21 protein-coding genes are annotated in these 25,934 nt (G+C 49.2%); 15 read left to right on the forward strand and 6 right to left on the reverse strand.

The features are described from left to right. The first annotated feature begins 45 nt into the window (after positions 1 to 45). The 3 genes from tal (at position 46) to opcA (ending at position 4,291) form a co-directional block, all read left to right on the forward strand. Positions 46 to 1,197, forward strand: a complete 1,152-nt coding sequence (tal, locus tag H6F88_RS28310) for a transaldolase (protein ID WP_190646153.1) — start codon at positions 46 to 48, stop codon at positions 1,195 to 1,197. A 118-nt stretch (positions 1,198 to 1,315) separates the two neighbouring features. Beyond that, positions 1,316 to 2,845 carry a glucose-6-phosphate dehydrogenase gene (gene zwf / locus H6F88_RS28315; protein WP_190646154.1) on the forward strand — a complete coding sequence of 510 codons (1,530 nt, stop codon included), beginning with the start codon at positions 1,316 to 1,318 and terminating at the stop codon, positions 2,843 to 2,845. A 126-nt stretch (positions 2,846 to 2,971) separates the two neighbouring features. Next, positions 2,972 to 4,291, forward strand: coding sequence for a glucose-6-phosphate dehydrogenase assembly protein OpcA (gene opcA, locus H6F88_RS28320; RefSeq protein ID WP_190646155.1), 1,320 nt, complete (start codon positions 2,972 to 2,974; stop codon positions 4,289 to 4,291). A gap of 99 nt (positions 4,292 to 4,390) precedes the next feature. On the opposite strand, the gene H6F88_RS28325 is transcribed toward opcA, so the two are convergent. Then, complete coding sequence (locus tag H6F88_RS28325) at positions 4,391 to 4,981, reverse strand: DNA-3-methyladenine glycosylase (RefSeq protein WP_347277760.1); 591 nt, start codon at positions 4,979 to 4,981, stop codon at positions 4,391 to 4,393. A 263-nt stretch (positions 4,982 to 5,244) separates the two neighbouring features. Here H6F88_RS28325 and H6F88_RS34210 point away from each other — a divergent pair, with 263 nt between their 5' ends. Then, on the forward strand, positions 5,245 to 5,367 hold the full coding sequence (locus H6F88_RS34210; protein ID WP_277881944.1) for a hypothetical protein: 123 nt from the start codon (positions 5,245 to 5,247) through the stop codon (positions 5,365 to 5,367). A gap of 61 nt (positions 5,368 to 5,428) precedes the next feature. Beyond that, entirely contained in the window at positions 5,429 to 7,108 is a 1,680-nt protein-coding gene (locus H6F88_RS28330) for an MBL fold metallo-hydrolase (protein ID WP_347277757.1), read from the forward strand. A 147-nt stretch (positions 7,109 to 7,255) separates the two neighbouring features. On the opposite strand, the gene H6F88_RS28335 is transcribed toward H6F88_RS28330, so the two are convergent. Next, on the reverse strand, positions 7,256 to 7,567 hold the full coding sequence (locus H6F88_RS28335) for a DUF6679 family protein (protein ID WP_190646156.1): 312 nt from the start codon (positions 7,565 to 7,567) through the stop codon (positions 7,256 to 7,258). Positions 7,568 to 8,376: 809 nt separating this feature from the next. Between H6F88_RS28335 and H6F88_RS28340 the strand changes: the two genes are divergently transcribed. Beyond that, entirely contained in the window at positions 8,377 to 9,123 is a 747-nt protein-coding gene (locus H6F88_RS28340) for a creatininase family protein (protein ID WP_190646157.1), read from the forward strand. Positions 9,124 to 9,490: 367 nt separating this feature from the next. Continuing rightward, positions 9,491 to 10,963, forward strand: a complete 1,473-nt coding sequence (locus H6F88_RS28345; protein WP_190646158.1) for a GAF domain-containing sensor histidine kinase — start codon at positions 9,491 to 9,493, stop codon at positions 10,961 to 10,963. Here the strand turns inward: H6F88_RS28345 and H6F88_RS28350 are convergent. Then, complete coding sequence (locus H6F88_RS28350; protein WP_199333840.1) at positions 10,960 to 13,068, reverse strand: GAF domain-containing protein; 2,109 nt, start codon at positions 13,066 to 13,068, stop codon at positions 10,960 to 10,962. The two genes, H6F88_RS28345 and H6F88_RS28350, sit on opposite strands and share 4 nt — an antisense overlap. A gap of 417 nt (positions 13,069 to 13,485) precedes the next feature. On the opposite strand from H6F88_RS28350, the gene H6F88_RS28355 reads away from it, so the two are divergent. The 3 genes from H6F88_RS28355 to H6F88_RS28365 are packed head-to-tail and all read left to right on the forward strand — an operon-like array spanning position 13,486 to position 16,060. Beyond that, entirely contained in the window at positions 13,486 to 13,686 is a 201-nt protein-coding gene (locus H6F88_RS28355) for a hypothetical protein (protein ID WP_190646159.1), read from the forward strand. Between the two features lie 52 nt (positions 13,687 to 13,738). Continuing rightward, the gene (gene codA, locus H6F88_RS28360; protein WP_190646160.1) at positions 13,739 to 15,019 is read left to right on the forward strand and encodes a cytosine deaminase; all 1,281 of its coding nucleotides are present in this window, start codon (positions 13,739 to 13,741) and stop codon (positions 15,017 to 15,019) included. Positions 15,020 to 15,037: 18 nt separating this feature from the next. After that, a complete protein-coding gene (locus H6F88_RS28365; RefSeq protein ID WP_199333841.1) occupies positions 15,038 to 16,060 on the forward strand; it encodes a phosphodiester glycosidase family protein in 1,023 nt (340 codons plus the stop codon). Positions 16,061 to 16,266: 206 nt separating this feature from the next. Here H6F88_RS28365 and H6F88_RS28370 read toward each other — a convergent pair whose 3' ends face one another. Then, a complete protein-coding gene (locus tag H6F88_RS28370) occupies positions 16,267 to 17,985 on the reverse strand; it encodes an amidase (protein ID WP_190646161.1) in 1,719 nt (572 codons plus the stop codon). 631 nt (positions 17,986 to 18,616) lie between these two features. On the opposite strand from H6F88_RS28370, the gene H6F88_RS28375 reads away from it, so the two are divergent. The 3 genes from H6F88_RS28375 to H6F88_RS28385 are packed head-to-tail and all read left to right on the forward strand — an operon-like array spanning position 18,617 to position 20,659. After that, positions 18,617 to 18,937: a YbaY family lipoprotein gene (locus H6F88_RS28375; protein WP_190646162.1), complete on the forward strand. Its 321-nt coding sequence runs from the start codon at positions 18,617 to 18,619 to the stop codon at positions 18,935 to 18,937. A 59-nt stretch (positions 18,938 to 18,996) separates the two neighbouring features. Continuing rightward, on the forward strand, positions 18,997 to 19,422 hold the full coding sequence (locus H6F88_RS28380; RefSeq protein WP_190646163.1) for a DUF2358 domain-containing protein: 426 nt from the start codon (positions 18,997 to 18,999) through the stop codon (positions 19,420 to 19,422). Positions 19,423 to 19,468: 46 nt separating this feature from the next. After that, a complete protein-coding gene (locus tag H6F88_RS28385; RefSeq protein WP_190646164.1) occupies positions 19,469 to 20,659 on the forward strand; it encodes a TRC40/GET3/ArsA family transport-energizing ATPase in 1,191 nt (396 codons plus the stop codon). A 47-nt stretch (positions 20,660 to 20,706) separates the two neighbouring features. Here H6F88_RS28385 and H6F88_RS28390 read toward each other — a convergent pair whose 3' ends face one another. Further along, complete coding sequence (locus H6F88_RS28390) at positions 20,707 to 21,504, reverse strand: hypothetical protein (RefSeq protein WP_190646165.1); 798 nt, start codon at positions 21,502 to 21,504, stop codon at positions 20,707 to 20,709. A gap of 432 nt (positions 21,505 to 21,936) precedes the next feature. Here H6F88_RS28390 and H6F88_RS28395 point away from each other — a divergent pair, with 432 nt between their 5' ends. After that, positions 21,937 to 23,028, forward strand: coding sequence for a Fe(3+) ABC transporter substrate-binding protein (locus tag H6F88_RS28395; RefSeq protein ID WP_190646166.1), 1,092 nt, complete (start codon positions 21,937 to 21,939; stop codon positions 23,026 to 23,028). Positions 23,029 to 23,425: 397 nt separating this feature from the next. After that, on the forward strand, positions 23,426 to 25,399 hold the full coding sequence (gene acs, locus H6F88_RS28400) for an acetate--CoA ligase (protein ID WP_190646167.1): 1,974 nt from the start codon (positions 23,426 to 23,428) through the stop codon (positions 25,397 to 25,399). An 81-nt stretch (positions 25,400 to 25,480) separates the two neighbouring features. Here the strand turns inward: acs and H6F88_RS28405 are convergent, their stop codons facing one another. Continuing rightward, positions 25,481 to 25,876 (reverse strand): hypothetical protein, encoded by a 396-nt coding sequence (locus H6F88_RS28405; RefSeq protein ID WP_190646168.1) that lies wholly within the window; start codon positions 25,874 to 25,876, stop codon positions 25,481 to 25,483. Positions 25,877 to 25,934 lie beyond the last annotated feature (58 nt).

Raw genomic sequence — 25,934 nt, forward strand, 5'->3', positions numbered from 1 at the left:
TGAATCACGTTTGATACAAAGAATCTAATTAGGAGCGAATTTGTAATGACAGAAACAAATCATCTACTTGAGATCAAGCAGTACGGTCAAAGTATCTGGATGGACAACTTAAGCCGTGACTTGATTCAATCGGGCGAATTGAAGCAGCTCGTTGAGACAAAAGGAATTTCTGGAATTACCTCTAACCCAGCAATTTTTGAAAAGGCGATCGCCGGAAACGCGGTCTATGACGGCGACATTGAAGCAGGCATCCGGGCGGGTAAGTCGGTGCAGGAGATCTACGAGTCACTAATTTTTGATGACATTCGTAATGCTTGCGATATCCTGCGTCCGGTCTACGAATCGTCTAATGGCTTAGATGGCTACGTCAGCATTGAAGTGCCGCCTTCAATTGCTCACGACTCTGAGATGACCACCAGTGAAGCCAAGCGCTATTACGAGGCGATCGGCAAAGAAAACGTGATGATCAAAATCCCCGGCACTGAGTCCGGTCTGCCTGCAGTAAAAGCCACTATTGCCGAGGGGATCAACGTCAACATCACGCTGCTGTTCTCAGTTCAAAGCTATATCAACACGGCATGGGCTTACATTGAAGGGCTAGAAGCACGGGCTGCTAAAGGCGAAGACATCAGCAAAATTGCCTCCGTCGCCAGTTTCTTCCTCAGCCGCATTGATATCAACATCGACGAGCGGATTGAGCAAAAGCTGAAGGAAGGCACCGATCGCCTGGAGAAAGAAGCCAAGCTAAGACAGGTTATGGGTAAAGTGGCGATCGCCAATGCCAAAATTGCTTACCAGGAATACAAAAAGATTTTTGGGGGCGATCGCTGGCAGGCACTAGCCGCCAAGGGCGCAAAAGTACAAAGGCTCCTGTGGGCCAGCACTAGCACCAAGAATCCCGACTACAGCGATGTCATGTATGTAGACGAATTGGTAGGGCCCGAAACAGTCAATACTCTACCTCCCGCTACAATTGAGGCCTGTGCAGATCATTGCGATGTCGCTAGCCGCATTGAAACTGACGTTGACAAAGCTTACAACCTGATCGAAAGCCTCAAAGACCCAGACATCGACATCAACCTCGACGAAGTGATGGACGAACTGCTAACCGAAGGAATCGACAAATTCGTCAAGCCCTTTGAGTCCCTGATGAAATCTCTTCAGGAGAAAGTCGATCACCTCGCTCCCGTCTCATAGAAAGGTTAGTTAAGGTATGAGTTTTGAATCTTGAGCTAAGTGCTCTTTATTCAAAACTCATACTTCAAGCCTCTAAACTTCTACTTCAAATCTCCAAACTCCTACTTCCCCTCCTTCTATGGTTACTCTGCTCGAAAACCCCCTTCGCGTTGGCTTACAGCAAGACCGGATTCCGGAACCCCAAATTCTCGTGATCTTTGGTGCATCTGGCGATTTGACTCAGCGTAAGCTTGTTCCTGCTATCTACCAGATGAAGCTGGAGCGTAAGCTACCCCCCGAGTTAACCATCGTAGGAGTTGCCCGACGAGAGTGGAGCCACGACTTCTTTCGAGAACATCTTCGAGAAGGGGTCGAACAATTCGGCGGTGGACTCGGCGCAGAGGCAGCCTGGGAAGACTTTGCCAAAGGGCTGTATTACTGTGCCTCTGACATTGACAATCCGGCAGGCTATCAGAAGCTCAAAGCCTTTTTAAGTGAGTTAGACGAAAAACGAGGCACCCGAGGAAATCGGGTCTTTTACCTGTCGGTCGCGCCCCGGTTCTTTGCAGAAGCGGCCCAACAGCTTGGTAATGCAGGGATGTTAAGCGAGCCCCACAAGCAGCGTTTGGTGATCGAAAAGCCATTTGGTCGAGATTTGGGTTCGGCTCAGGTCCTTAATCGAGTGGTACGTCAGGTTTGTTCAGAAGAACAGATCTACCGGATTGATCATTATTTAGGTAAGGAAACGGTTCAAAACCTGATGGTCTTTCGCTTCGCTAACGCGATTTTTGAGCCATTGTGGAACCGTCAATTTGTCGACCATGTCCAGATTACTGTTGCTGAAACCGTTGGCTTAGAAGGACGAGCAGGCTACTACGAATCAGCAGGTGCATTGCGAGACATGGTGCAAAACCACCTGATGCAGCTTTTCTGCTTGACAGCAATGGAGCCTCCTAACTCTCTCGATGCTGACAGTGTTCGCAATGAGAAAGTGAAAGTGCTGCAAGCGACCCACCTGGCAGATTTAGAAAATCTGGAACTTTCAGCTATTCGAGGGCAATATACCGCAGGCTGGATGGGAGGAAAATCTGTCCCTGGCTATCGGGATGAGGAAGGTGCTGATCCTAAATCCACAACTCCAACCTATGCTGCTCTCAAGCTCTACGTTGATAATTGGCGCTGGAAGGGAGTGCCTTTCTACCTGCGAACGGGTAAACGGATGCCTAAAAAGGTGACTGAAATAGCCATCCAGTACAAGGAGGTTCCTTACCTGATGTTTCAGTCTGCCTCAAAGCAGGTGAATCGCAACGTGCTAGCTCTGCGTATTCAACCTGATGAAGGAATTTCAATGCGGTTTGAGGTGAAGACTCCGGGCAACTCACTCAGAACTCGCTCTGTCGATATGGACTTCCGCTACGACACGGCATTTGGTCAGGCAAATGCAGACGCTTACGGGCGGTTGCTGATTGACTGTATGTTAGGGGATCAAACCCTATTTACTCGGGGTGACGAAGTAGAAGCATCCTGGCGTATTCTCACGCCGCTGCTAGAAGTCTGGGATGCTCCTGCTCCTGCAGAAGTGATTCCCCTTTATGAGGCTGGCACCTGGGAACCCGTTGAAGCTGAAATGCTGCTGAACCGGGACGGGCGAAACTGGCGTAGGCTTTAGGTGAGAGGCTGGGGGAAAGTTAGAGGATTTTGATCTCACTGGCTCTATCTCTGATTTTGCTTTTGTCAACAGTTCCAGTTCAGTATTTCAATTTATTACAACTCATCACTAACCTAAACGAGACAAATGACAACCCCAATCGTCGCCCTACAAAAACCGAAGGATATCTCCCTCGACGAGATTGAGGCAGAGCTTGGCAAAATTTGGCGTAGCCAGAGCGGTGGTGGTGCCACTCGTGCCGCTACGTTTAGCATGGTCGTCTATGAACCAGAAGAATTTCAGCAGCTCTTGGCAGCTCTTGGCTTTTATGATGGGCCCATTGATGGCATTCATGGACCACTCACCAAAACTGCAATTACAGAAGCTCAGAAAATCTATGGGCTACGGGTGACTGGACGGGTTGATTCTGAAACCTTGGCACGGCTACGCGAAGAATTTGCCAAGCAGCCTGCCGAGCGGATAGAGATTCCAAATATTAACGCTAGAGGATTTAGCATTAGTGATGCGATCGCTGCTCAAAACCCTTGTCGCATCATTACTCTCTCTCCGGTACTAGGAGAAGATGAGGGTGTGACTGCTCAAGTGTCTGCCTACTGTCCAATTCAAAAAAGTAGCGCTAGCAATCTGATTTGCTGTGAGTACATTACCCTGCGCGGCACTAAAGCAGCACTGGAACGGGTCACTGATCTCGTTGCTTCTCTGATGATCCCCGAACTGCCCAAGTTTGTCTGGTGGAAAGCAACGCCCAATCCTGAGCAGGAACTTTTCAAACGGCTGTCAACGTCCTGCCAGTGCCTCATTCTTGATTCCTGTTATTTCAGCGATCCAGAATCCGAATTTCTCAAGATGCAGGAGCTGATTGAAGCAAGAACCTATATTGCTGACTTGAACTGGCATCGGCTTGCTTCCTGGCAAGAACTCACGGCTGCTGCATTTGACCCCCCAGAGCGACGAGCTGCCCTGGGAGAAGTCGATCGAGTCACCATTGACTACGAAAAAGGAAACGCGGCTCAGGCGTTGATGTTCTTAGGTTGGCTTGCTAGTCGGCTAGAGTGGGAACCCGTTGCCTTCACTGAAGAGGGAGGCGACTACGACCTGAAACACGTCAAGTTCAACGGTTCTAACGGTCGGCAGATAGAAGCAGAATTGGCGGCTATTCCTACGGCTGATTGGGGAGAGATTCCCGGTGATATGGTTGGACTGCGTTTGACTTCGACCAACCTAAATGCTGATTGCTGCACCATTCTCTGCTCTGAAACAACGGGCTGTATGCGAATGGAGGCTGGAGGAAGCGCTCAAGCCTGTCGCACCGAGCAGGTAACTCCGATGTCTGACCAACGGGCAGAGTCTTTACTCAGCCAGCAGCTACAGCGCTGGGGGCGAGACATGCTGTATGAGGAAAGCTTGGCAGTCGTAGCAAAAATTCTACGCCTATTGCCTGCCTGACAACGGATTTCTGGGGTGAATGGCAGCACGGCGGAGCCGCGCTGCCATTCATGCTTTAAAGAGTGATTCATGTAGGAGGTCAGCCCTGTAGTAGCTTTGCTAAAGCTTGGAGACTGCTGGACAGTCTTTGATATACCACCGCCAGGGAATATCTGTACCTTGGGTTAGCCCAATGCGAGTTGTCTGGACAAAGGCGATCGCCCCCTGCTCCAACTTGTGCTCAAAGGTCGGGCTGCGATGCTCTAGCCAAAGCGGTTGTCGAGGTGAAAGCGCCTGAGCGCTTAGGCTTAAGTCAATGTTGAAGGCACGGCACAGTTTACCAGGACCGGCTGCAATCCGGTTGAGTTTGCGTTCTGTTTGGCGATCGCTCCAGGGCGGCACCGTTTCCAATTCCAGCGCCCGAATCAATACCGCACTGGGTACCCCATCCAAATCGGTCACTACATTCAGGCAGTGATACATTCCATAGATTAGGTAAACGTAAGTCATGCCAGCAGCCCCAAACATTATCTGATTGCGCTTGGTCGGTCGTCGGTAAGCATGGCAAGCTGGATCGCCAGGGGCGTATGCCTCTGTTTCAACAATCAATCCCCGATAAATCTGTCCAGATTCAACCTGACGAACTAGAGTACAGCCCAGTAAATCTGGAGCAACTTCCGTCGAGGGACGGGACAACCACTCAGGGGTAATGGGTTGACGAGCATTTTGAGCCGAATTTTCAGAGGATGGCTGTGGCAGAATTGAATTCACAAATTTTGCGATCGCGCTTTAACTTGATAGGATTGGAACAGGTCTAATCAGACCGTTTAAACATCTAACTCAAATTCTTTAATTGCTCAAATTCTCATAAATTTGGCTATTGCTCGATTTTGCTGCTCCGTTAGCTCACGCTGACTGAGTGTCACTCAGCTTTTTGTGTAACCCCTTGTATAAGCGAGACGCAAAAGAAAAACATGGATGTCAAACTAATTTTATTGGCGCTGACCCCTATCTTCATTTTGTCCTGTCTGTTTTTTGGCACACGCAACGGTTTTTACGATACCGACAACTATCACGGCAACGGCTCCGCTCACTAGTCTTTAGACGGCGAGGACAGCCTCACGTTTGGTGCCCTGACAATGGCAGGGAGGCTTTACCGTGACAGAACTAGAATGCTTGCCCTATGCAGTTGGTCATGCAGATGAAGGGGTTTGCCTGTTGGTGCAAATGGGACCCTATCGAGTCCTGCTAGATTGTGGGTTAGAAGATCTGTCTTTGTTTAAAGATAGCTCCAAGCAGGCACCTCCAGCAGATTTGGTTCTTTGCACCCATGCTCATCCCGATCATGCCAGAGGGCTTTTAGCGCTGCATCGGACTTTCCCAAAACTACCGATTTATGCCAGTGAGGTCACGGCCCAACTGCTTTCGCTCAACTGGTTGGGTGAAGACGTGCCGATGTTTTGCCATGCATTACCCTGGCGATCGCCCGTCGAGTTTCTAGATGGGCTAAGTGCGGAACTTTACCCCGCCGGTCACCTACCCGGGGCTGCTGCGCTGCTGCTCACCTACACCACCTCTGAACGCCCCTATACCCTGTTTTACACGGGAGATTTCTTGCTCTCTAGCTCCCGCCTGGTTGAGGGACTTCCCCTAGAAGAATTGCGCGGGCTTAAACCCGACGCTCTAATTGTTGAAGGCACCTATGGCACAGCCCGCCACCCTCATCGCCGTCAGCAAGAAAACCAGCTTGCCGAGAGGATTAATCGGGCGATCGCCGAGCAGCAATCTGTTTTGCTGCCCACTCCAACTTTGGGGTTAGGACAAGAATTGCTGATGCTGTTGCGAAGCCACCACCACTTTACCGGTCGCAATCTTGATATCTGGGTCGATAACACTGTCGCAGCAGGCTGTGATGCTTACCTTGACCTTCTGTCCTATTTCCCTAGCGCTGTTCAGAACTTTGCTCGCCATCAACCGCTCTTTTGGGACGAGCGCATTCGTCCTCGGGTTCGACGGCTGAGCCATGAACCAAATAATGGCAAAACGGCACCTCAACTCAATCATCCCTGTATCATCCTCACTCACAAGTCAGCAAATTTCAGCCAATATTGCCACCCCGACACTGGACCCTGGCTGCTGCTGCTGCCCCAATACCCAGGTCGCGTGGATTCAGTGGAATCTTTCATCGTGCAGAAGCTGCAAACCTCCAAATCTCTGCAATCTCAAATTCAGGCAGGACAACTGCTCGTAGATACCTACTTACTGGGCGATCACTGTGATGGTCCCGGCACAACTCAGCTAATTCACAACCTGCGCCCTCAACATATTGTTTTTGTTCATGGTTCTCCAACCTATCTGTCAGATCTGACTAGTTTGGAGGAGCTACAAAATCGCTATCATCTGCACTCTCCTGCTGCTGGAGTGCGAGTCGAGTTGCCAGTGGGTGAAACCTTCCTGCAACCTGCTGCACCAGAAACCCACTACGAAGGAGAGTTAACTGAACTTGAAACGGCAATCATGGTAACGCTGCCCGATGCTTTAACTTCTGATCCACGCTGGCAAAATTTTGCTGATACAGGTTTAGTAGAAGCCCGCTGGCAAGGCGAAGAACTGGTTTTACGTGGGCTATCCCAGCGAGAGCTACTTAGCCGAGATAGCGAAACAAAAGTCTCCGTCAGCATCGAGTGCTGTCAAAATTGCCTCCACTATCGGGGACAGCGTTGCTGGAATCAAGCTTCTCCCTTGTTTGGCTTTAAAGTCACACCAGAAGGCTACTGTCCTGCCTTCGAATTTAGCCCCTCAGCCATAGAAGGAATGCTCGACGACGCAGAAAACTAAGCTTGAAGCCTGAGAAGCTTTGCTCACGCCAAAGCAAAAGGAATGGGGTAAGGCTAAACCTTACCCCATTCCTTATTTGTACGAGAACAGCAAACTTGACTTAGAAGAACACAGGGCTTTATACCCCGAAAGATGACTCAATCTTGGTTATTCTGGGTTGGATTCTGGATGACGATTGCGGATCTGTTCGGCTTCAGGACAATCATCAGAAACCATTGGTTCAACATCACCTCTAGGAACAGTGGCTAGTTTTTGGGTAACTGCTCCAATGCTCTCTAGTCGAACCATTTCTTCCCAAGAGCAGCTTTCATCCTCTTCTTCCGTCTCGTAGCGGAGCGTGACCAGATCTCCTTCAATATCAAGGATGCGGGCACGTTCAATCCAGCGTTGCTGATCCCGCAAGAAAATCCAGACCTCGCGACCATCACAACAGAGTTGGTAGATCTTGCGGTGTAGCATATATCGCTCCTCCTGAGCAGGTAACTTTCAAATACTTGACCAAGCCGCGACTCTTGAACTACTGAATATAGCTTTCAAGTCTTGCAGCAAATCTGGTCTAGTTGGCCATGTCAAATGGGGCTTAATGAAATTTTGACCAGAAATAGAAATTTCTAAACAGGTAGGCTGCTAACAACCCGTTTTCAACGAAATAGTGTTATGAGGTAGCACTCAATAACGAGGTGTCGCTCACAGATAGCGTGCTGGTTGCGTCGGGAAGCCGAGCTTGGATCAAGCGGTAGGAAACGCTCTCAGGGCTTCTTCCAGAATCACAAGCAGCCGTTAAAGTGATCATCATAGAGCTAGTAAAATTTTAGGGAACTCAACTCAAGGCGATCGCAACCGAATTTAAGGCAATTAAAGCTTGAGTTGGATGACTTGTGAAGGGGGCAAGTTTGCATTCTAGGGATAATATGAGGACAAATTGCCAGATGTGTTAGCTTTCAGGGTTAGGCGCTTAGAACACGGTTAAGCCGATTTGCTAGAGTTCACGCCTAATGGCTAAGTTTAAAACATCTAACTTTACCCATCATTCTAGCGACTGTTGAGCAAAGTTTGGGGATCAATCGACCAGAATCTGGGCTAGAAGCTACAACGCTAGCATAGAACTAGCTGAGTCAAGATTTAGTGAAATTTTTGAGACATTATTTGAAATTTTTGCGTTGCAGGTTTAGACCGTTCATATTCCTATATAAAGCTGCAAACTTTGAAGCTCTGAGAAATTAGGATTAGCTCATTTGTTTGATTGAAGACAACGGACCGAAAAAAACATGTTATTGCATCTCAGCACCTGGACTGAAGTAGAAGCCTACTTGACCCAATCTCAAGGCATCATTTTGCCGATTGGCTCAACGGAACAGCATGGACCAAGTGGACTGATTGGCACGGACGCAATTTGTGCTGAGGCGATCGCTCGTGGCGTAGGAGACTCTACTCGAGCGATAGTTGGCCCAACTATCAATGTAGGCATGGCACTGCATCACACTGCTTTCCCAGGCAGTATCAGTCTACGCCCCAGCACCCTGATTCTAGTAATCCGAGACTACCTGATCAGTTTGACCAGAGCGGGGTTTACAAAGTTCTTCTTCATTAACGGACACGGTGGTAATATCGCTACGCTCAAGGCTGCTTTCTCTGAAAGCTATGCCGTTTTGTCAGACTTAAATCTACCGAATGCCGATCAGGTGCAGTGCCGCCTTACTAACTGGTTTACTTGTAGCTCAGTGCAGCACTTGGCCAGAGAGCTATATGGTTCACAGGAAGGCTCTCACGCTACTCCTAGCGAAGTTGCATTGACCCAATACGTTTACCCTGAAGCAATCAAGCAAGCTGAACTGTCGCCCGAAGTTGCCTCTGGACATCCCATTTATGGGGCTGCTAATTTTCGACAGCGTTACCCCGATGGGCGTATGGGTTCTAACCCTAATCTGGCAACCCCAGAACACGGCAGACAATTTTACGAATTGGCAGTCAAGGAGCTAAGCAATAGTTATTTGCAGTTTCTTAATTCAGTGTGAAATTCAGCACAGAACTAGAAACAAACAATTTACCTACTTTTTGAAGAGAAATCCTGTAGAAAACTGCGCTCCAAAAAAATGCATCTATAACTATTTTGTTGCAGTCACTTTAAGCTTGTTTCAAGCAATTATGATAGCAAGAGTGCTGTTTCAAAAAGTTAATAAAAAATCGATTAGATAGGGAGTATCAGTGTATCTACCAATTCTCTCTGGCTAGCTTGCTTCCTCGCAAACTGTACGGTTCAGGCATTGAAGAATCTTTTTTAGACAACGTTCGCTGCTACAAAAGTTAGGGAATGATGTCTATATTGAACAGCCGCTTGTTAAATAGATGGTTCACATAATGCCTGCGAGGGAAGGGGTTGGCATGACAAACCCTGAAAATAGATTGTCTTGTCGTCTGGACAGCACACCAGAGTCCGAAAGAGAGCAGCAGCGTCTCGCTATTCTGACGGAGATGGGTTTGCTAGAAGCTGAAAGTGTGCCAATTTTTGAGGAAGCTACCCAAACAGCGGCGCATTCTTTGAACGCACCGATTTGCATTTTAGGATTGATAGATCGCGATCGCCAGTGGTTTAAGTCAGCTATTGGACTGTCTAGAATTGGCTTGATGAATAGTCTGGCATCTTCTCGCCAGCTTCCTCGCGAAGAGGCTTTCTGTACCCATGTTGTAGACAGCCATCAAATATTAGTCATTCACGATACCCTAACCCATTCTGCTTTTGCTAATAGCCTACTCGCTCAGCAGTACGGCATTCGAGCCTACTTGGGTGTGCCGTTGCTGATGTCTACGGGGTACTGCTTAGGGACGCTGGCAGTTATGGAGTTAGCGCCCCGTCACTTTACAACTAAAGAAATTGAATTTTTGGAGTTGATTGCTCGTTGGAGTGTGAGTGAGTTTGAGCGAAATCATTTGCTGAAACAAATGCAACTGGCTCGGCCCGCTGTTGGGGCACAACTTGAGCAGCCCATTGCAAGTGCGATTCCTAAATCTTCAGTGGCGACTAACCCTTTGGCAAATTCGGTTAAAGTCAACCTGATTGCTCAAATGACGCAGGAGCTTTGTACCCCTCTGACTTCAATCTTGGGAATGGCCAGCGTTCTTAATCGAGAAATTTACGGACCTTTGACAGACAAGCAAAAGGAATATATGGATATTGTCCATCACAGTGGACAGTACCTTTTGTCGCTAGTTAACGAGATTTTAGAGTTAGGTGCTCTAGATGACAGCAATCAGGGATTGAGTCTTACATCCGTAGATATCGAAATGCTGTGTCAGCAAGTCATTAACACTTTAAAGCAGGTTGCGCAGCGCCGCGACCAACAGCTTCGATTAACGGTAGAGCCTGGACATCGCATCTGGGTGCTAGACAAAGACAAAGTGCGCCAAATGCTCTATCACTTGATATTTGGCATCATTCAGTCTGCTAGTACTGAAAGCATCTTGCGGATTCACGTTTCCCGCAAGTTAAACCAACTGGTGATCAAAATTTGGACTTCTCATCCGTGGCTGGGAGATGGACTGCCTCAGACGGAATTGCATTTTAATGAGTTAATTTCTCTGGAGGGAGAGGAGCCAAAATTGGTGAAAGGCGATCGCCTTCCTAATGATGGGATGGAAGAAATTCTTGATTCTGCAAATCCCAAGGTAGTTGGCGATCGAGCTAGCGATTTAAAATCAGCATTCGACCAGTCCCATCGAACTAGCAGTCGTCATAGCTTGGGATTAATGCTGACTCGTCAACTTGCTGAGCTACACGGTGGGCAAATCGTGCTTCAGGGTTCTGCAGAAGCAGGCTATCGCTATGTCATCACGTTGCCCCACATGACTGAAGATTAGTGTGTATTCTGAATTGCGGAAGTTAACCTTTCACCAGTGTTTGACTGATCAGACTGAGTGGGAAGATAAAGATTGCGGGTGCGTACTAGTGAGGCAGAGTGCTTGACTGGAATCTCGATGATAAATTCAGAGCCGTTGTCTGGCTGCGAGTGAAATCTTAGGTGTCCTTGGTGTTGGTTGACTACAGTTTGATAGCTGACCGTCAAACCAAGCCCAACACCGTGACCGATTTGTTTGGTGGTGAAGAAAGGGTCAAAGATTCTGGGCTGAAATTCGTAGGGGATGCCGCAGCCGTTATCTGCGATCGCTATTCGTACCCATTCGCCCGTTAGCTCGTCCAAAAAGGACTCTATTCTAATCACGATGGTTTTAGGCTCTGCCTGATCCTGGTGCAGTGCTTCGACCGCATTAATTAACAGGTTCATGAATACCTGATTGAGTAATCTGGGGTAGCACTCAACCGCAGGGACATCGCCATATTGTCGAACTACCTGAATGTCAGACCTGATGTGGTTTTGCAGCACAAAAAGGGTGCTGTCTAGACCTGCCTGGAGGTCTGCTATTTTACAGTGGGCTTCATCTAGACGAGAAAAGCTTCGGAGTGACAGAACTACTTCGCGAATGCGAGTGGCTCCTGCTCTAATTGAGCCAAGAATGCGGGGCATGTCCTGTAATAGGAAGTCTAGTTCAATTTCTCGCGCTAAGTCCTGAAGTGAGGAGTCTGCTTCGGGATAGCGGGTTTGGTAGTGGCTCAATAGCCGCAGCAAATCTTTGATGTAGCGCTCGATGTAGGGAATGTTGCCGTAGATAAAGCTGACCGGATTGTTGATTTCGTGGGCGACACCTGCCACCAGTTGTCCCAGGCTAGACATTTTTTCGCTTTGGATTAACTGCGCCTGGGTTTGCTGTAAGTCATGGAGCAGTGAGGCGAGATGTTCGGCTTGGGCGGCGCTGGCGATCGCCTGCTGCTGGGTTTGGGCATAGAGGTGCCCTTGCTGAATTGAAATCGCTAACTGATCTGCAACAGCCTGGGCCAGCTTTTGGTCATCCCTTGACCAGTAGCGAATGTGGGAACACTGATTGAGGTAAAGAATGGCCTGGAGGGTGCCATTTGCCTGGACTGGAACTACCAGCGACGACTTGATTTGAGCAAGCTGATATTCCTGGTTATCAGCGCCAATTCGGGCATCTTGGGTGATATCTGAGATGACGACCTGCTGACGATGTTGAATGACCCATTGGGTAATCGGGCCATTCGTATCAAAATCGTCTAGAGAGGCAGGCAAAGGTGGACGGCAAACCTCAAACAGGTGCTTGCGTCTAAAAACAGTCGCATCTGACTCTAAAGGAGAGGAAGGAGAGGTGACGGACTGTTTATGGTCTTCCTCCAGGTCTTCAACCCGATGTACCAGGCAGCGATCGATTTCTAAAACGTCGAGCAGTTGGGCGATCGCCTCGGTCAGAATTGTTTCTAGCTTAAGGCTCTGGCGTGTTTGTGTTGTGATTTGATTAACGAGCTGTTCTCGCCGTGCCTGCTTTTGGGTTTTTTCGTAAAGCTGCGCCTGACGGATGGCAATCTCAAGCTGCTGGGCGATCGACTGCATAAAGTCAACCTCGGACTTGGACCAGCGACGAGGGCGATCGGCAAGGCAGGCGATAAACCCAGTTGAATTTTCTCGTCCCTGCACGGGTACCAGCAGGTTAGCGTGTGCTCCTAAGATTTGCAGTTTTGACTGAGCGAAATGATGGTGCCCAGGTGAGAACCAATTCGCAATTGAAGCTAAGCCCAGAGGCGCGGAGGTACTTCTAGCACTGACAATTAGTTCTCCAGCTTCAATTAGCGGTGCAACAGAGCTAAATCGGGAGAGTGGATAGTTTCCCAACTGAGAGGCATAACCATCAACCATTTGTTCACAGACGACGTGAACTCGCTGGGTATCTTTGACATACCAGAAAAAGATGCACCGCTCCAGGCTTAATAACGTTGCCACCTCGTCTACAGCAGTTTGGAGGACAACTTTAAGCTCCAGGGAATTGCGAATGCGATCGACAATCCGACGCAGGAGTGCATTCTGCTGAATCGGATCTTGAAATCTGCGTGTCAATAGCTTGTGAATTCGGTAAAAAAAGGGGCGCACGAGAAAAAAGCTAGCGAAGATCTGACGCAAATCACCCAAACATATTGCTTGAAGCCAACATTAACCGCACTTTAAGCAGAAACAACGGAGGTAGACTGCACCAATCTCTAGCCAACGCACTAAAACCTGATATACATCATTGCTTATTGAGCATCTAGCTTCTGGTAGACAAATTCAGTAGCTTACTTAACTTTATTCAAAAATTTAGAGAGTGACCAGGATCACTCTTCTTGCTGAGATTAGTCACTCGTTTCCAGCAGTCTGCCATCAGGGTTAAGCGCTGCTACCTCCAATCTCTGTCTGTCGACTCACCTCGTCATCCTGTACAACATCACATATTAGTTACATACCTTAACGCTTCTCATATTGATTCCCCTAATTCCTATGTCTGCCCAAATTAAGCCTCAATCGGACATTGCCCAATTGGTTGAGAAGATTCTCTCCTCTCGTAAGATCACCCGGGCTGACCAGCGCCGCTTTATGTCTACAGCTTTGTCTAAAGTACGGCTCAGCCATGATGATCAGATTCAGGTGAACCGAGTTTTTGATGGACTGCGCAGCGGACTGTTGAAGGTTGTGGATTAAAGTGAAGAGGTTGGTCTGACTGTTGACCAGGCTGATTGGAAGCTGGGAAATTATGTCTTCACAAGTCCTTGATCTGCTGCTGCGTCGCTGTCGGTTAATTCATCTTGATCAGCCTGCTGAAACGGTTGATATTGCCATTCAGGCTGGAAGGATTGTGGCGATCGCCCCTCACCTTGACCAGTCGGCTCAGCTAGAGCTAGATATTCAGGAGCAAATGGTCAGTCCGCCATTTGTGGAGTCGCATATTCACCTAGATTCTGCTCTGACAGCGGGGGAGCCTCGTTGGAATCAAAGTGGCACGTTGTTTGAAGGTATTGAGATTTGGCGCGATCGCAAGCAATCGTTGACGATAAAAGACGTAAAGCAACGGGCGATCGCCACCCTCAAGCAGCAGGCGATGCAGGGAGTGCTATTTGTCCGCAGCCATGCTGACGTAAGTGAACAAAACCTGATTGCGCTCAAAGGTTTGCTAGAAGTCCGTGAAGAAGTGAAAGACTGGATCACGCTGCAAGTGGTTGCCTTTCCGCAAGATGGCGTGTACGACGGGTCTAAGAACGAAGAACTGATGGAAGAAGCGCTGCGATTGGGCGTTGATGTGGTCGGTGGCATTCCCCATTACGAACTAACCCGTGAAGATGGGGTGCGATCAATTCACCGCATCTTTGAACTAGCGCAAAAGTACGATCGCCTCATTGACATTCACTGTGACGAGATTGACGATGACCAGTCTCGCTTTTTGGAAGTCGTCGCTGCTTGTGCTCTGCGGACAGATATGGGGGCACGGGTAACTGCCAGCCACACCACTGCTTTTGGCTCTTACAACAACGCCTATGCCTTCAAGCTATTGGGCTTTTTGCAGCGCACACCAATCAACTTCATCGCTAATCCGTTGATTAACATCACGCTTCAGGGACGGGCAGACACCTACCCCAAGCGACGTGGCGTAACGCGAGTCAAGGAACTCTGGCAGCAGGGACAAAACGTTAGCTTGGGTCACGATTGTGTTCAAGATCCCTGGTATAGCTTAGGTACGGGCAACATGCTAGATGTGGCAAGCATGGCAGTTCACGTTTGTCAGATGACGGGCACTCCAGAAATTGATGCTTGCTACAACATGATTACCTGGCATGGTGCAAAGACATTGCACATTGAAGATCAGTACGGCGTTGAGGTGGGCAAACCCGCAAACTTAATTGTGCTGGATGCGGGCGATCGCTATGATGCTATCCGTCGTCGTGCTACCGTCCGCTATGTCATTTCCCGAGGAAAACTGTTAGCTCATACAGAGCCACCCAACCCCCAGTGGAAAGGTGAGAGTAAAGATGAAGGATAAAACCGCTCCATAGCTTCTATGGTGAAGGATTGGCATACCTTCATGGGTTCCTCCCGCTGGGAGGAGAGCAATAAAGAACAATTAGCTCAGGAACAATTTTTAGAGTTAGATGTGAGAAAAAAGTGGCTGACTGCAATAGCGCTGGCAGGTTTTGGGTTTCTGATGTTTGTGGTTGTTTCGCTAAACCTGTGGGCATCTCAACCTGCTGTGCAACCAGAATTTGCTGCTCAGTCGGAACCCGTCCCTTCTACGATTCCGGTGAGTGAACTGCGATACGAGGTGTATACGCTGCCCCAGAGCATTGTGCATACGCTGTTGATTCCTATAGGGGAGCGGTTTACGGTTGTTCCGGCGGTCGCCCCTTCTGCCAATACGATCGAAGAGTTTGCAGTGGAATATGGGGCGATCGCTGCCATCAATGGCGGCTTCTTTGACCCCGAAAATCTGAAATCGACTTCATATGTTGTGCTGAATGGCGAACAGGTTGCCGATCCGCGAGATGACGAGCTGCTAGTCAGCAACCCTCAACTCATTCCTTACTTAGACAAAATTTTTAACCGAACTGAATTGCGTCAATATCGCTGTGGGCAAACGGTCCGCTACGACATGTCCTTACACGAACAAGCTGTGCCACCGGATTGTGAATTACTGAGTGCATTGGGAGGTGGACCTCGCTTGTTACCAGAACTCACTTCTGTGCAGGAAGGATTCTGGCACGTGGTTGATGGTGAGATTCGTCGCGATCCATTAGGAATAGAACGCCCCAATGCCAGATCTGCGGTGGGAATCACCCGTGAAGGCAACATTATTCTTGCAATGGTAGCTCAACAACCTGAAGCACCCGCTAATTCTGGAATGACTCTGCAAGAATTAGCTAATTTCCTCAAAAATCTGGGCGCTGAGCAAGCAATGAATTTGGATGGTGGCGGATCAGCGTCCTTTTATTTTGATGGTGAAGCAGTTTATGGCAAGCTCGATGAAGCGGGCGATCGCGTCGTGCGATCGGTTAAGTCGGTGTTGCTAGTTCGTGAGAATTCGTAGTTGATGGGTTGGCGATCGCAGTAAAGGATTGAGTCGTAAGGAGATCGCTAAGAAAAAGTTTACCCTCAGGTAGGGGCAGGTTTTGCCAAAATCTCTGCAGTTGAGCGACAGCTTTAATGCTAAACCTGCCCTTACAGGTATCTTGTTTGCGAGAAATCTTCTACAACAAAGGGTTAGAGGATGTTCTTTCTTATTCCCAAATTATTCTAATTGCGTTTACGCTTCAAGCCAAAAGCACTCAGCCCAACTACCACCAAAGCAGACACCGTAGCTGGCTCTGGCACAAGGACGGGCGGACGGCGCAGCATCGTGGCTTGCTCGTAGTCGTAGGCATAGCCAATAATTTCTGCCTCGCCAAAATAGTTGCCCATAAACTCTAGCGACATCGGAATTCCTTCTTTGGAATAGCCCATCGGCACGGTAATTCCTGGTAAGCCTAAAATGTTGGCTTCAAATCGCGCAGGAAGGCTACCGTAGGTCGCATAAACTTCGTTTGCCTCTTCTCCTTGCGGCGGTGCAAGGTAGTTGAGGGTCGGGAAGACGAATGCGTCAATGCCCTTTGCTTCCATAAAGTCTTCGTATTCTAAAGTTCGTAGTTTGGCGATCGCCTCCAACGCCTGATCTACAAGCGGCAAATCTTCCCAGGGTTTAGCATCTCCCGCAGCGATCGTATCGGCAACCTGTTTGACGTAATCGTAGAATTCATAGTCCTCTGGCAAAATGTCGAGCAAATCAACAAAGGACTTAATCTCATCGTCGTCGTAACTCTTGATTAGTTGCTCATAGTAATAGGCTCGACTTTGAAGGTTACGCGAACTGTCGGTGGGATAGTCGTAAGGTGGATTGCCATTCACCAAGTAGTCAATAAACCAGGTTTCGTGAGCTGGAATATCAACCTCAACTAAAGTTGCGCCTTGTGCTCTCAAGTCCCGTTTGGCTTGCTCAAATGCCTCAGAAATTTGGGGGTCTAGCGGGAAACTTTCACCCTTAGCCGGATCGCCCTTACCAATATAAGAACGAGGCAAACCCAACACCACCCCTTCCAGGGAAGTATCATCTAGAGCGCTACTGTAATCCGGCGATTCAGGAATTTCTGGAATGTATGGGTTCCAAATATTGTTGGGGTCAAAATCAACCAGTGCTTCCATTGCGAAGGCGACATCTGCAACCGATTTTGCCATTGGCCCAACTGCGTCTCGCTCTGCAACCAAGGGCCAGGTGCCATCTACTGAGATGAGTCCGGCGCTGGGCTTGAGTCCTACCAGTGAATTGTGAGCGCTGGGTACTCGAATTGAGCCGCCCGTTTCACCCCCCATTGCAAACATGGCAAAGCCAGCGGCGATCGCTGCCCCCGATCCACTACTAGAACCACCGGGAGTGCGATCAGGAGCATAGGGATTGATCACTGGGCCATATGCTTCGCTGATGCCGTCGTAGGAAAAGGCCCAGGTGCTCATGTTTGCTTTACCCAGAATGACTGCTCCAGCTTCGCGCAGTTGGCTCACTGAAAACGCATCATCTTGAGCAATAAGTGTCTTAAAAACTTCGACTCCGTTAGTAGTCGGTAGTCCTTCTACGTCATAAGAATCTTTGATCAGAACGGGAATGCCGTGCAGCGGACCTAATACAGTTCCTTGCGATCGCAACTCATCTAACGCTGCTGCATCTTCAAGGGCATCAGGATTCAGATACGCAACTGAGTTGATAGTGGGGCCAGCCTGGTCAAACTCAGCAATGCGGTCAAGGTACATCTGCGTCAGTTCGCTGCTCGTCAGCGTTCCTTCACTAAATGCGGCACTCACATCCAAAATTGTTGCTTCATCTAGCGGAGTCGAGAACGTTGCTGCTTCTGCGGCTATTGGAATGAGTCCTAGTAATAGAGATGGAGTTGCCACCAAAACGGCTTTCTGAAGGCATCTAGTCATTAAGTATCACATCCTCACTTGATTACTACAGATTTAACGGGGGCTGATAAGAATTAATTGAGGTAACGTGAGCAAGTTGAATCTGTTTAACTCGGTTAAACGCAACTTTTCCATGACAAAACAATTGCTCAAAGGCAATATCTTGATCTTCTTTAGAAGTCTTCCAGAAAACATTTTTAGGACGGTATTTTACGCCGATCATAAATGAAGTTTTTAAGAGTACCTCTAAAGATAGATTCAGTTAAAGTTAAGGAGAAGAGATTAGCTTGAATGGAGAAAAATGCTCTGTAGCTTGAAGTTAAGTTCCATTCGCAGATACTTTCGTAACTTCTACTACAGTTCATGAAAAGTTTATATAGGGGCGCATAGCAATTACGATTTACCTTCAGAAATCAGATCTCTGACTTCTTTGAAAAGTCAAAGGTTTAGCATTCGAACTTAGAGGAGTGCTATAAAATTGCTATGTTTTGATCCAGTAAAAAGTAAGCTCCTGATTTTTGATTTCCAGGTATAAATTGTTGTATATGAAGGGCTAGATATGCAGAGTTTAGGAGTAGTTTGTGCTACTACGCTAAGTCTTTTAGTGCTAATTGGATTAACTTCAAACTCACTTCCATTAGAACTTAACAAAGTGAGTGGAACCCTGATTTCTGCTCCAGGCGTTGCACTTCCTGAAGGTGCGATCGCCTACATCACGCTCTTAGACGTATCGCCCCGACAAGATGTAGAATCCAGCATCATCGCTCGACAAACTATCACTGATCCTGATCAACTTCCCATTGCATTTGAAGTACTCTATAATCCCAACCAAATTCGCTCTGATCATCTCTACGCAATCCAGGCGCAAGTTACTACGGAAGGGAGAGTTGTTTTAAGAAATTGCTCAGCTTATCCAGTGATCACTCAAGGGAATCCGTTTGTAATTGAGGTTTTGGTTGATTTGGTGGAGTAGACGGACAACTATGCATAAAACAAAGTTTTGCTGTAACAGGAGTAGGGACAGTAGTAGTGATGAATATTGTTGAAACGCTTAAAGATGACTACAGCAGGTTTCCTAAAGACCAAACCTATAGTCTTTATGCGGGAGATGTTTACTTCAAAGACCCGATGAATCAGTTTCGGGGGTGCGATCGCTACAAATTAATGATTGGCTTCATCGACACCTGGTTCATCAATCCCAAAATGGATTTGCATCAGATTCAGCAAATGGGAAATCAGATTAGAACTGAGTGGACGCTGAGTTGGAATACGCCTTTGCCCTGGAAGCCGAGAATTGCGATCGCAGGCTGGAGTGAACTGGAGATTAACCAGGATGGCTTAATCTGTGCTCACATCGATTACTGGCACTGCTCCCGGCTGGATGTCGTGAAGCAACACTTTTTTCTAAAGGACAAATCCCCCAGCGCGAACCGCACCGAAGAAAAACCGATAGATTAAAAGAACGTAAATATTTAAGTCGTTTCTTAGGTGGGTTCGATTATCCATGCGCGTAATCTTGATGACGGGTAAGGGAGGGGTGGGCAAGACCTCAGTCGCAGCCGCGACGGGTCTGCGTAGCGCAGAATTGGGTTATCGCACCCTCGTCCTCAGTACCGATCCGGCACATTCCCTGGCAGATAGCTTTGACATAGAGCTAGAACACGCTCCCCGCGAGGTGAGTCCTAACCTGTGGGGTGCAGAACTGGATGCGTTGATGGAGCTAGAAGGAAACTGGGGTGCTGTCAAACGTTACATTACTCAAGTGCTTCAGGCGAGAGGGCTAGAAGGCATAGAGGCTGAAGAGTTAGCTATTCTCCCTGGTATGGACGAGATTTTTAGCCTGGTGCGGATGAAGCGGCACTATGACGAGGGCGAATTTGACGTACTCATTATTGACTCTGCTCCGACTGGAACTGCGCTGCGGCTATTGAGCCTGCCGGAGGTAGCGGGTTGGTATATGCGGAGATTCTACAAGCCGTTGCAAGCAATGTCTGTGGCGCTGCGTCCGCTGGTAGAGCCACTGTTTCGCCCGATCGCCGGATTCTCATTGCCCAACAAAGAGGTAATGGATGCGCCCTTCGAGTTTTATGAACAGATTGAGGCGTTGGAGAAAGTCTTGACTGACAATACTCAAACTTCAGTACGGCTAGTCACCAACCCTGAAAAGATGGTGATTAAAGAATCGCTCCGTGCCCACGCTTACCTCAGCCTTTATAACGTGGCAACCGATATGGTTGTGGCAAATCGAATCATTCCTGACGAAGTGACTGATCCATTTTTCCAGCGGTGGAAGGAAAATCAGCAGCAGTATCGCCACGAAATCCACGAAAACTTCCACCCTCTGCCTGTGAAAGAAGTGCCGCTCTACTCAGAGGAAATGTGCGGCATGGAAGCACTTAATCGGCTGAAAGAAACGCTGTACGCCGATGAAGACCCAACGCAGGTTTACTACAAAGAAACAACGTTGCGGGTAGTGCAAGACCAGAATCAATACAGCCTAGAAGTTTACCTGCCGGGAATTCCCAAGGATCAAGTTGAGCTAACCAAAACGGGAGATGAGCTAAACATTCGCATTGGCAACCATCGCCGCAATCTGGTTCTGCCTCAAGCGCTAGCAGCACTTCAGCCTGCTGGAGCCAAAATGGAAGAAGATTACCTGAAGATTCGCTTTGCGGATGCGGTAAAGGTGGGGTAGCGATTAGCGCTCCGCGCAACTCCGCAGGAACCGCCTCCAAACCCAGTTTACGAGTTAGGCGCTTCCGTTAGCTGCTCTAACTCGTCACGGGTCATCGGCTGGTCAGCTAGAACATAGAAGGTTCCCTGCAATGTAGAGAGCAGATTGAGATATTCCGTTTCGCCGTTTCTGGAAACTTCGTACACTCTAAAGCCGGGAACTTCGTCATCCGTCTGCGACTCAACCTCGTAGCCCTTGTTTTCCAATTCTTGTTCTAGTGTCCTGGCGACTGCTCGCCACTGCGTGTCCTGAGTTTGCCAGCAGTTTTCCTGACCGCCACAGCCCGGTTCCCCACCAATCGCCGCGTGGGGAATTTCTGCTGAAAACGAACCCGTGATTTCTGGCGAAGGAGTAGGGGAAGATGCGGGGGAAGCGGTTGGAGAAGGCTGCGTAGAGTCTAGGGTGCCCTGAGGTGAAGGGGTTGGGCTTGGAGCAGACAAACTGGACTGAGGAGCGGGGCTGGGTGATGCTTGGGGTGAAGGAGTTGGCGAAGCGGGCGCAGGCGCAGTCGGACGCGCAGCCACAGGTGCAGTGGGGCGAGGAGCCACAGGCGCAGCTTGAACAGTTGGTGATGGTGATATGGGTGGTGATGGAACCGCTACAGGTGAAGGGACTGTAGGCGAAGGCGAAGCAGGAAGCTGGGTAATTCGAACTGGCTCTTCAGAGATGGGCAGTTCAGACGTGGAGTGATTAGGCAGCGGCAGCAGCAACACCACAGTATGTAACCCGACTGAAACGATAAACCAGGGTCGCAGCAGCAAACGTAGAGGTGCGGGCAATCTTTTCCAAAGGCGCGGCTGGGTCATGGACTTAACGCAAAAAGTTGGGAAGAAATCAAGGAAATGAGGGCTATGTGAAAGTGGAGCGGTTCCTGCGGAGTTGCGCGGAGCGCTAATCGCCAATTCAACACACGCAACTGCTCTAAAAACTTTTGCAAAAGAAACGGCTCTAGCACAGAGAGTATTGCAAAAGATTTGAAAGCCTGATAGGAGCATCAGCCCCAATCAAAATATCTTTCCTGCTCTAAAAAGCTTACCAGATCTGCCTTCCAGAACAAGCAATTTAGCTAATTCTGTATTCTTCGCAGACCAAAAAAGTCATATAGCTGAAAAAACTAACTTCCTAGTTAGGAATTACTTGCATTAATAGTACAATACAGCCTTGACCCAACTCATGAACAGACGGATGGCGTGTAGCTATCTGTTGACTTAATAACTCACAGGAGTAAACCACAGATTATGAAGATGACAAGGCGCGTCTTTATGGGCGCAGGTGCAGCAATGGCTGCGGTGGCGGCTGGGCAACTAGGGAGAACTGCCCCTGGTCAGGCTCAAATTGCTCCCCGTGGCGATCGCTCAACCCGACTTGCCCAGGCTGGCGGAGTCGTCAATCTTTACTCAGCCCGTCACTATGACACTGATAACGACTTATACCAAAGCTTTACGAACCGGACTGGAGTTCAAGTCAACTTGGTCGAGGCTGAAGCTGACCAACTGATTGAACGGATCAAGAGCGAAGGGGCAAACAGTCCGGCTGATGTGTTCATCACGGTGGATGCAGGTCGTCTCTGGCGGGCAGAAGAGGAAGGCATCTTACAACCAGTCTCTTCCTCTGTGCTGGAGCAAGCCGTGCCAGAAAATCTGCGGCATCCAGAGGGCTTGTGGTTTGGTCTTTCTAAGCGGGCGCGGGTGATTGTCTACAACAAATCACGCGTTAACCCAGCCGAGCTATCTAGCTACGAAGATTTGGCAGACGAAAAGTGGCGGGGACGGCTTCTGGTCAGGTCATCTTCCAACGTTTACAACCAATCCCTCACAGGCTCTCTGCTGGAAGTACATGGGCCAGAGTACACCGAAGAGTGGGCTAGAGGAATTGTCGCTAACTTTGCCCGTCCCCCTGAAGGTGGTGATACGCCCCAAATCCTTGCTGTAGCGGCAGGAGTCGGAGATGTAGCAATCTCTAACCACTACTACTATTTGCGCTTGCTTAACTCTGAGAACCCCGAAGAGCGGGAAGCTGCTGAGCAAACAGCAATCTTCTTCCCCAACCAGCGCGATCGCGGTACCCACGTCAATATTAGCGGTGGCGGCGTACTAGCCAACTCTCCCAACAGAGAAGCAGCCATCCAATTCCTGGAGCATTTGGTTAGCCCTGAAGCTCAAGCAATCTTTGCCCAAGGAAACAGCGAATATCCTGTCTTGCAAGGAGTTGAGCTTGATCCTACGGTTGCAGCTCTGGGTGAATTTAGAGAAGACAGCATTAATGCGTCTGTGTTTGGACGCAATAATCCAGAAGCGCTTCAGATTATGGATCGCGCGGGTTGGGCGTAGAGATGGTAGCTAGGGTTTGCCTAAACCTTTGCTTCTACCCTGTCCTGCTTAAATGCAGCCTGCAACACACCTCAATCTGGAGCAATCCACCAGACGGGTAGGGGCGCAGCATTCGGCAGCAATTCTTGGACCTAAATAGAGTCTTTGCCCGAATGCTACGCCCTTCCAGGGGTTATGCATTCTATAAATGGAAAGGCATCTGCAAGTGGGGTGCCTTTCCATTATTTTTTGAATTGGTACACCTTAATCAGCGCTGCCTTCCATCCTCCCAAGTCTTGTAAAAGTTAAAGAAAACATACTTGCTGTACAAATTAGCGGCTAAAAAAAGTATGGTTTGGAGAAGGTAGCCCCCATTACCCACCGGAAAGTTGCCGCCGCAGACACACAGCAAAGCACTATGTCAGAATCTACGATTGAATCAATTCTTCAAGAAAAGCGATTATTTAATCCCCCTGCTGCTTTTTCTCAGCAGGCCCATATCAAAAGCCTGGAAGAATATGAGCAGCTTTATAAACGGGCTGAGGCTGACCCAGAAAAGTTTTGGGCAGAACTGGCGCAAAAGGAACTGCACTGGTTTGAAAAGTGGGACACAGTGCTGGACTGGCAGCCGCCCTTTGCTAAATGGTTTGTCAACGGCAAAACCAACATTTCCTATAACTGCCTCGATCGCCACTTAACAACCTGGCGGCGTAACAAAGCAGCACTAATTTGGGAAGGCGAACCCGGTGATTCACGTACCCTCACCTATGCCCAGCTTCACCGAGAAGTTTGTCAGTTTGCCAATGCGCTAAAGCATTTAGGAGTGCAGAAAGGCGATCGCGTCGGGATCTACATGCCGATGATTCCTGAAGCGGCGATCGCCATGCTTGCCTGCGCCCGCATTGGTGCGCCCCATACAGTCGTCTTTGGTGGATTCAGCGCTGAAGCATTGCGCGATCGCCTGGTTGATGGGCAGGTAAAACTGGTCATTACAGCAGACGGGGGTTGGCGCAAAGATGCGATCGTGCCGCTGAAAACTCAGGTTGATAAAGCGTTAGCAGATGGCAATGCACCCAGCGTCGAAAATGTGTTAGTCGTACGTCGGACGGGACAAGAAGTTCCGATGCAGCTAAGTGCTCGTGACCATTGGTGGCATGAACTCCAGCCGCAGATGTCAGCCGACTGTCCCGCAGAGCCGATGGACAGCGAAGACGTGCTGTTCATTCTCTACACTTCTGGCAGTACAGGCAAACCCAAAGGTGTGGTGCATACCACGGGTGGCTATAACCTCTACACCCACATGACCACCAAGTGGATTTTTGACCTGCACGATGACGACGTGTATTGGTGTACCGCTGACGTAGGCTGGATCACCGGACACAGCTATATCGTCTACGGTCCACTGTCCAACGGGGCAACCAGTCTGATGTACGAAGGTGCGCCTCGTCCTTCAAACCCTGGCTGTATGTGGGACGTGATCGAGAAGTACGGCGTAAATGTGTTTTACACTGCACCGACCGCTATTCGCGCTTTTATCAAAATGGGTGAAGACTTGCCTAAAGCGAGGGATCTGTCTTCGCTGCGGTTGTTGGGCACGGTTGGCGAACCCATTAATCCAGAAGCCTGGATGTGGTATCACCGTGTAATCGGAGGCGAACGCTGCCCGATTGTCGATACCTGGTGGCAGACCGAGACTGGCGGTATTATGATCACGCCACTACCGGGAGCCATTCCTACTAAACCTGGTTCTGCGACCCGTCCTTTCCCCGGAATTTTGGCGGACATTGTGAATCTAGAGGGCAATTCGGTCAAGGAAAATGAGGGTGGCTACCTGGCGGTGAAGTATCCCTGGCCCGGCATGATGCGAACCGTGTACGGCGACCCCGATCGCTTCCGACGTACCTACTGGGAACACATTCCGCCTAAAGACGGGAAATATTTTTACTTCGCTGGAGATGGCGCACGCCGCGATGAAGATGGCTATTACTGGGTAATGGGTCGGGTCGATGACGTGATCAACGTCGCGGGACATCGCCTTGGCACGATGGAAATTGAATCAGCGCTGGTTTCCCACCCTGCTGTGGCTGAGGCGGCAGTCGTTGGCAAGCCCGATGAGGTGAAAGGGCAAGACGTATTTGCCTTTGTCACGCTGGAGGGCAGCTATACCGCTAGCGATGACCTCAAGAGTGAGTTGAAAAAGCATGTGGTGCAGGAGATTGGGGCGATCGCACGCCCTGGTGAGATCCGCTTTGCCGATGCCCTGCCCAAAACTCGCTCCGGTAAAATTATGCGTCGCTTGTTAAGAACAATCGCCAGCGGTGAAGCAGTCTCTGGGGACACCTCTACGCTAGAAGATATGGGCGTTCTAGACAAACTGCGGGAAACCCCGTAAACCTGCCTTTGCCTCCGCAGGGGCGGTTCGCGAACCGCCCCTACCGTTGTTGTGCTTCACCAAATTCTATCTGAATCGATATTAATCTTCTTCGCGGGACGCACGACCATCACGGCGACCCAACTCATATACACCGCCACCGATCGCCGCAAGAATGCCTACGCTAATTGCCCAACTTTGTCCTAACCCAACTTCCACGCCGTAGTTAAACAATCCACCCACTAGCAAAAACGGCACGATGCTGAACAGGGAAGCATAGAGGGCGTTTAAAGATTCCCTGCCTTTGCGAGTACGCTCAAACTCTTCTGCTGAAGTGTAGAGAAACCGTTCAGCAAAGTTGAACCAGCGGTTTAGCTGCTCCATTACCCATTCGCTGATGGGCGAAAAGCCCAAGTACAGCGCTAATGACCACAGACCAACACCTGCTAGCGTTGTCGCATCCAGTCCAAACCGGAAGGGAAAAAGTTCGGTCAGCATGGGTAGAGCGATCGCCTAAGAAACTTTACTAATTGTAATATAAACGCACTCTAGGCTG

It is taken from the genome of Oculatella sp. FACHB-28 (assembly GCF_014696015.1).
GTDB lineage: Bacteria > Cyanobacteriota > Cyanobacteriia > Elainellales > Elainellaceae > JAAUTN01.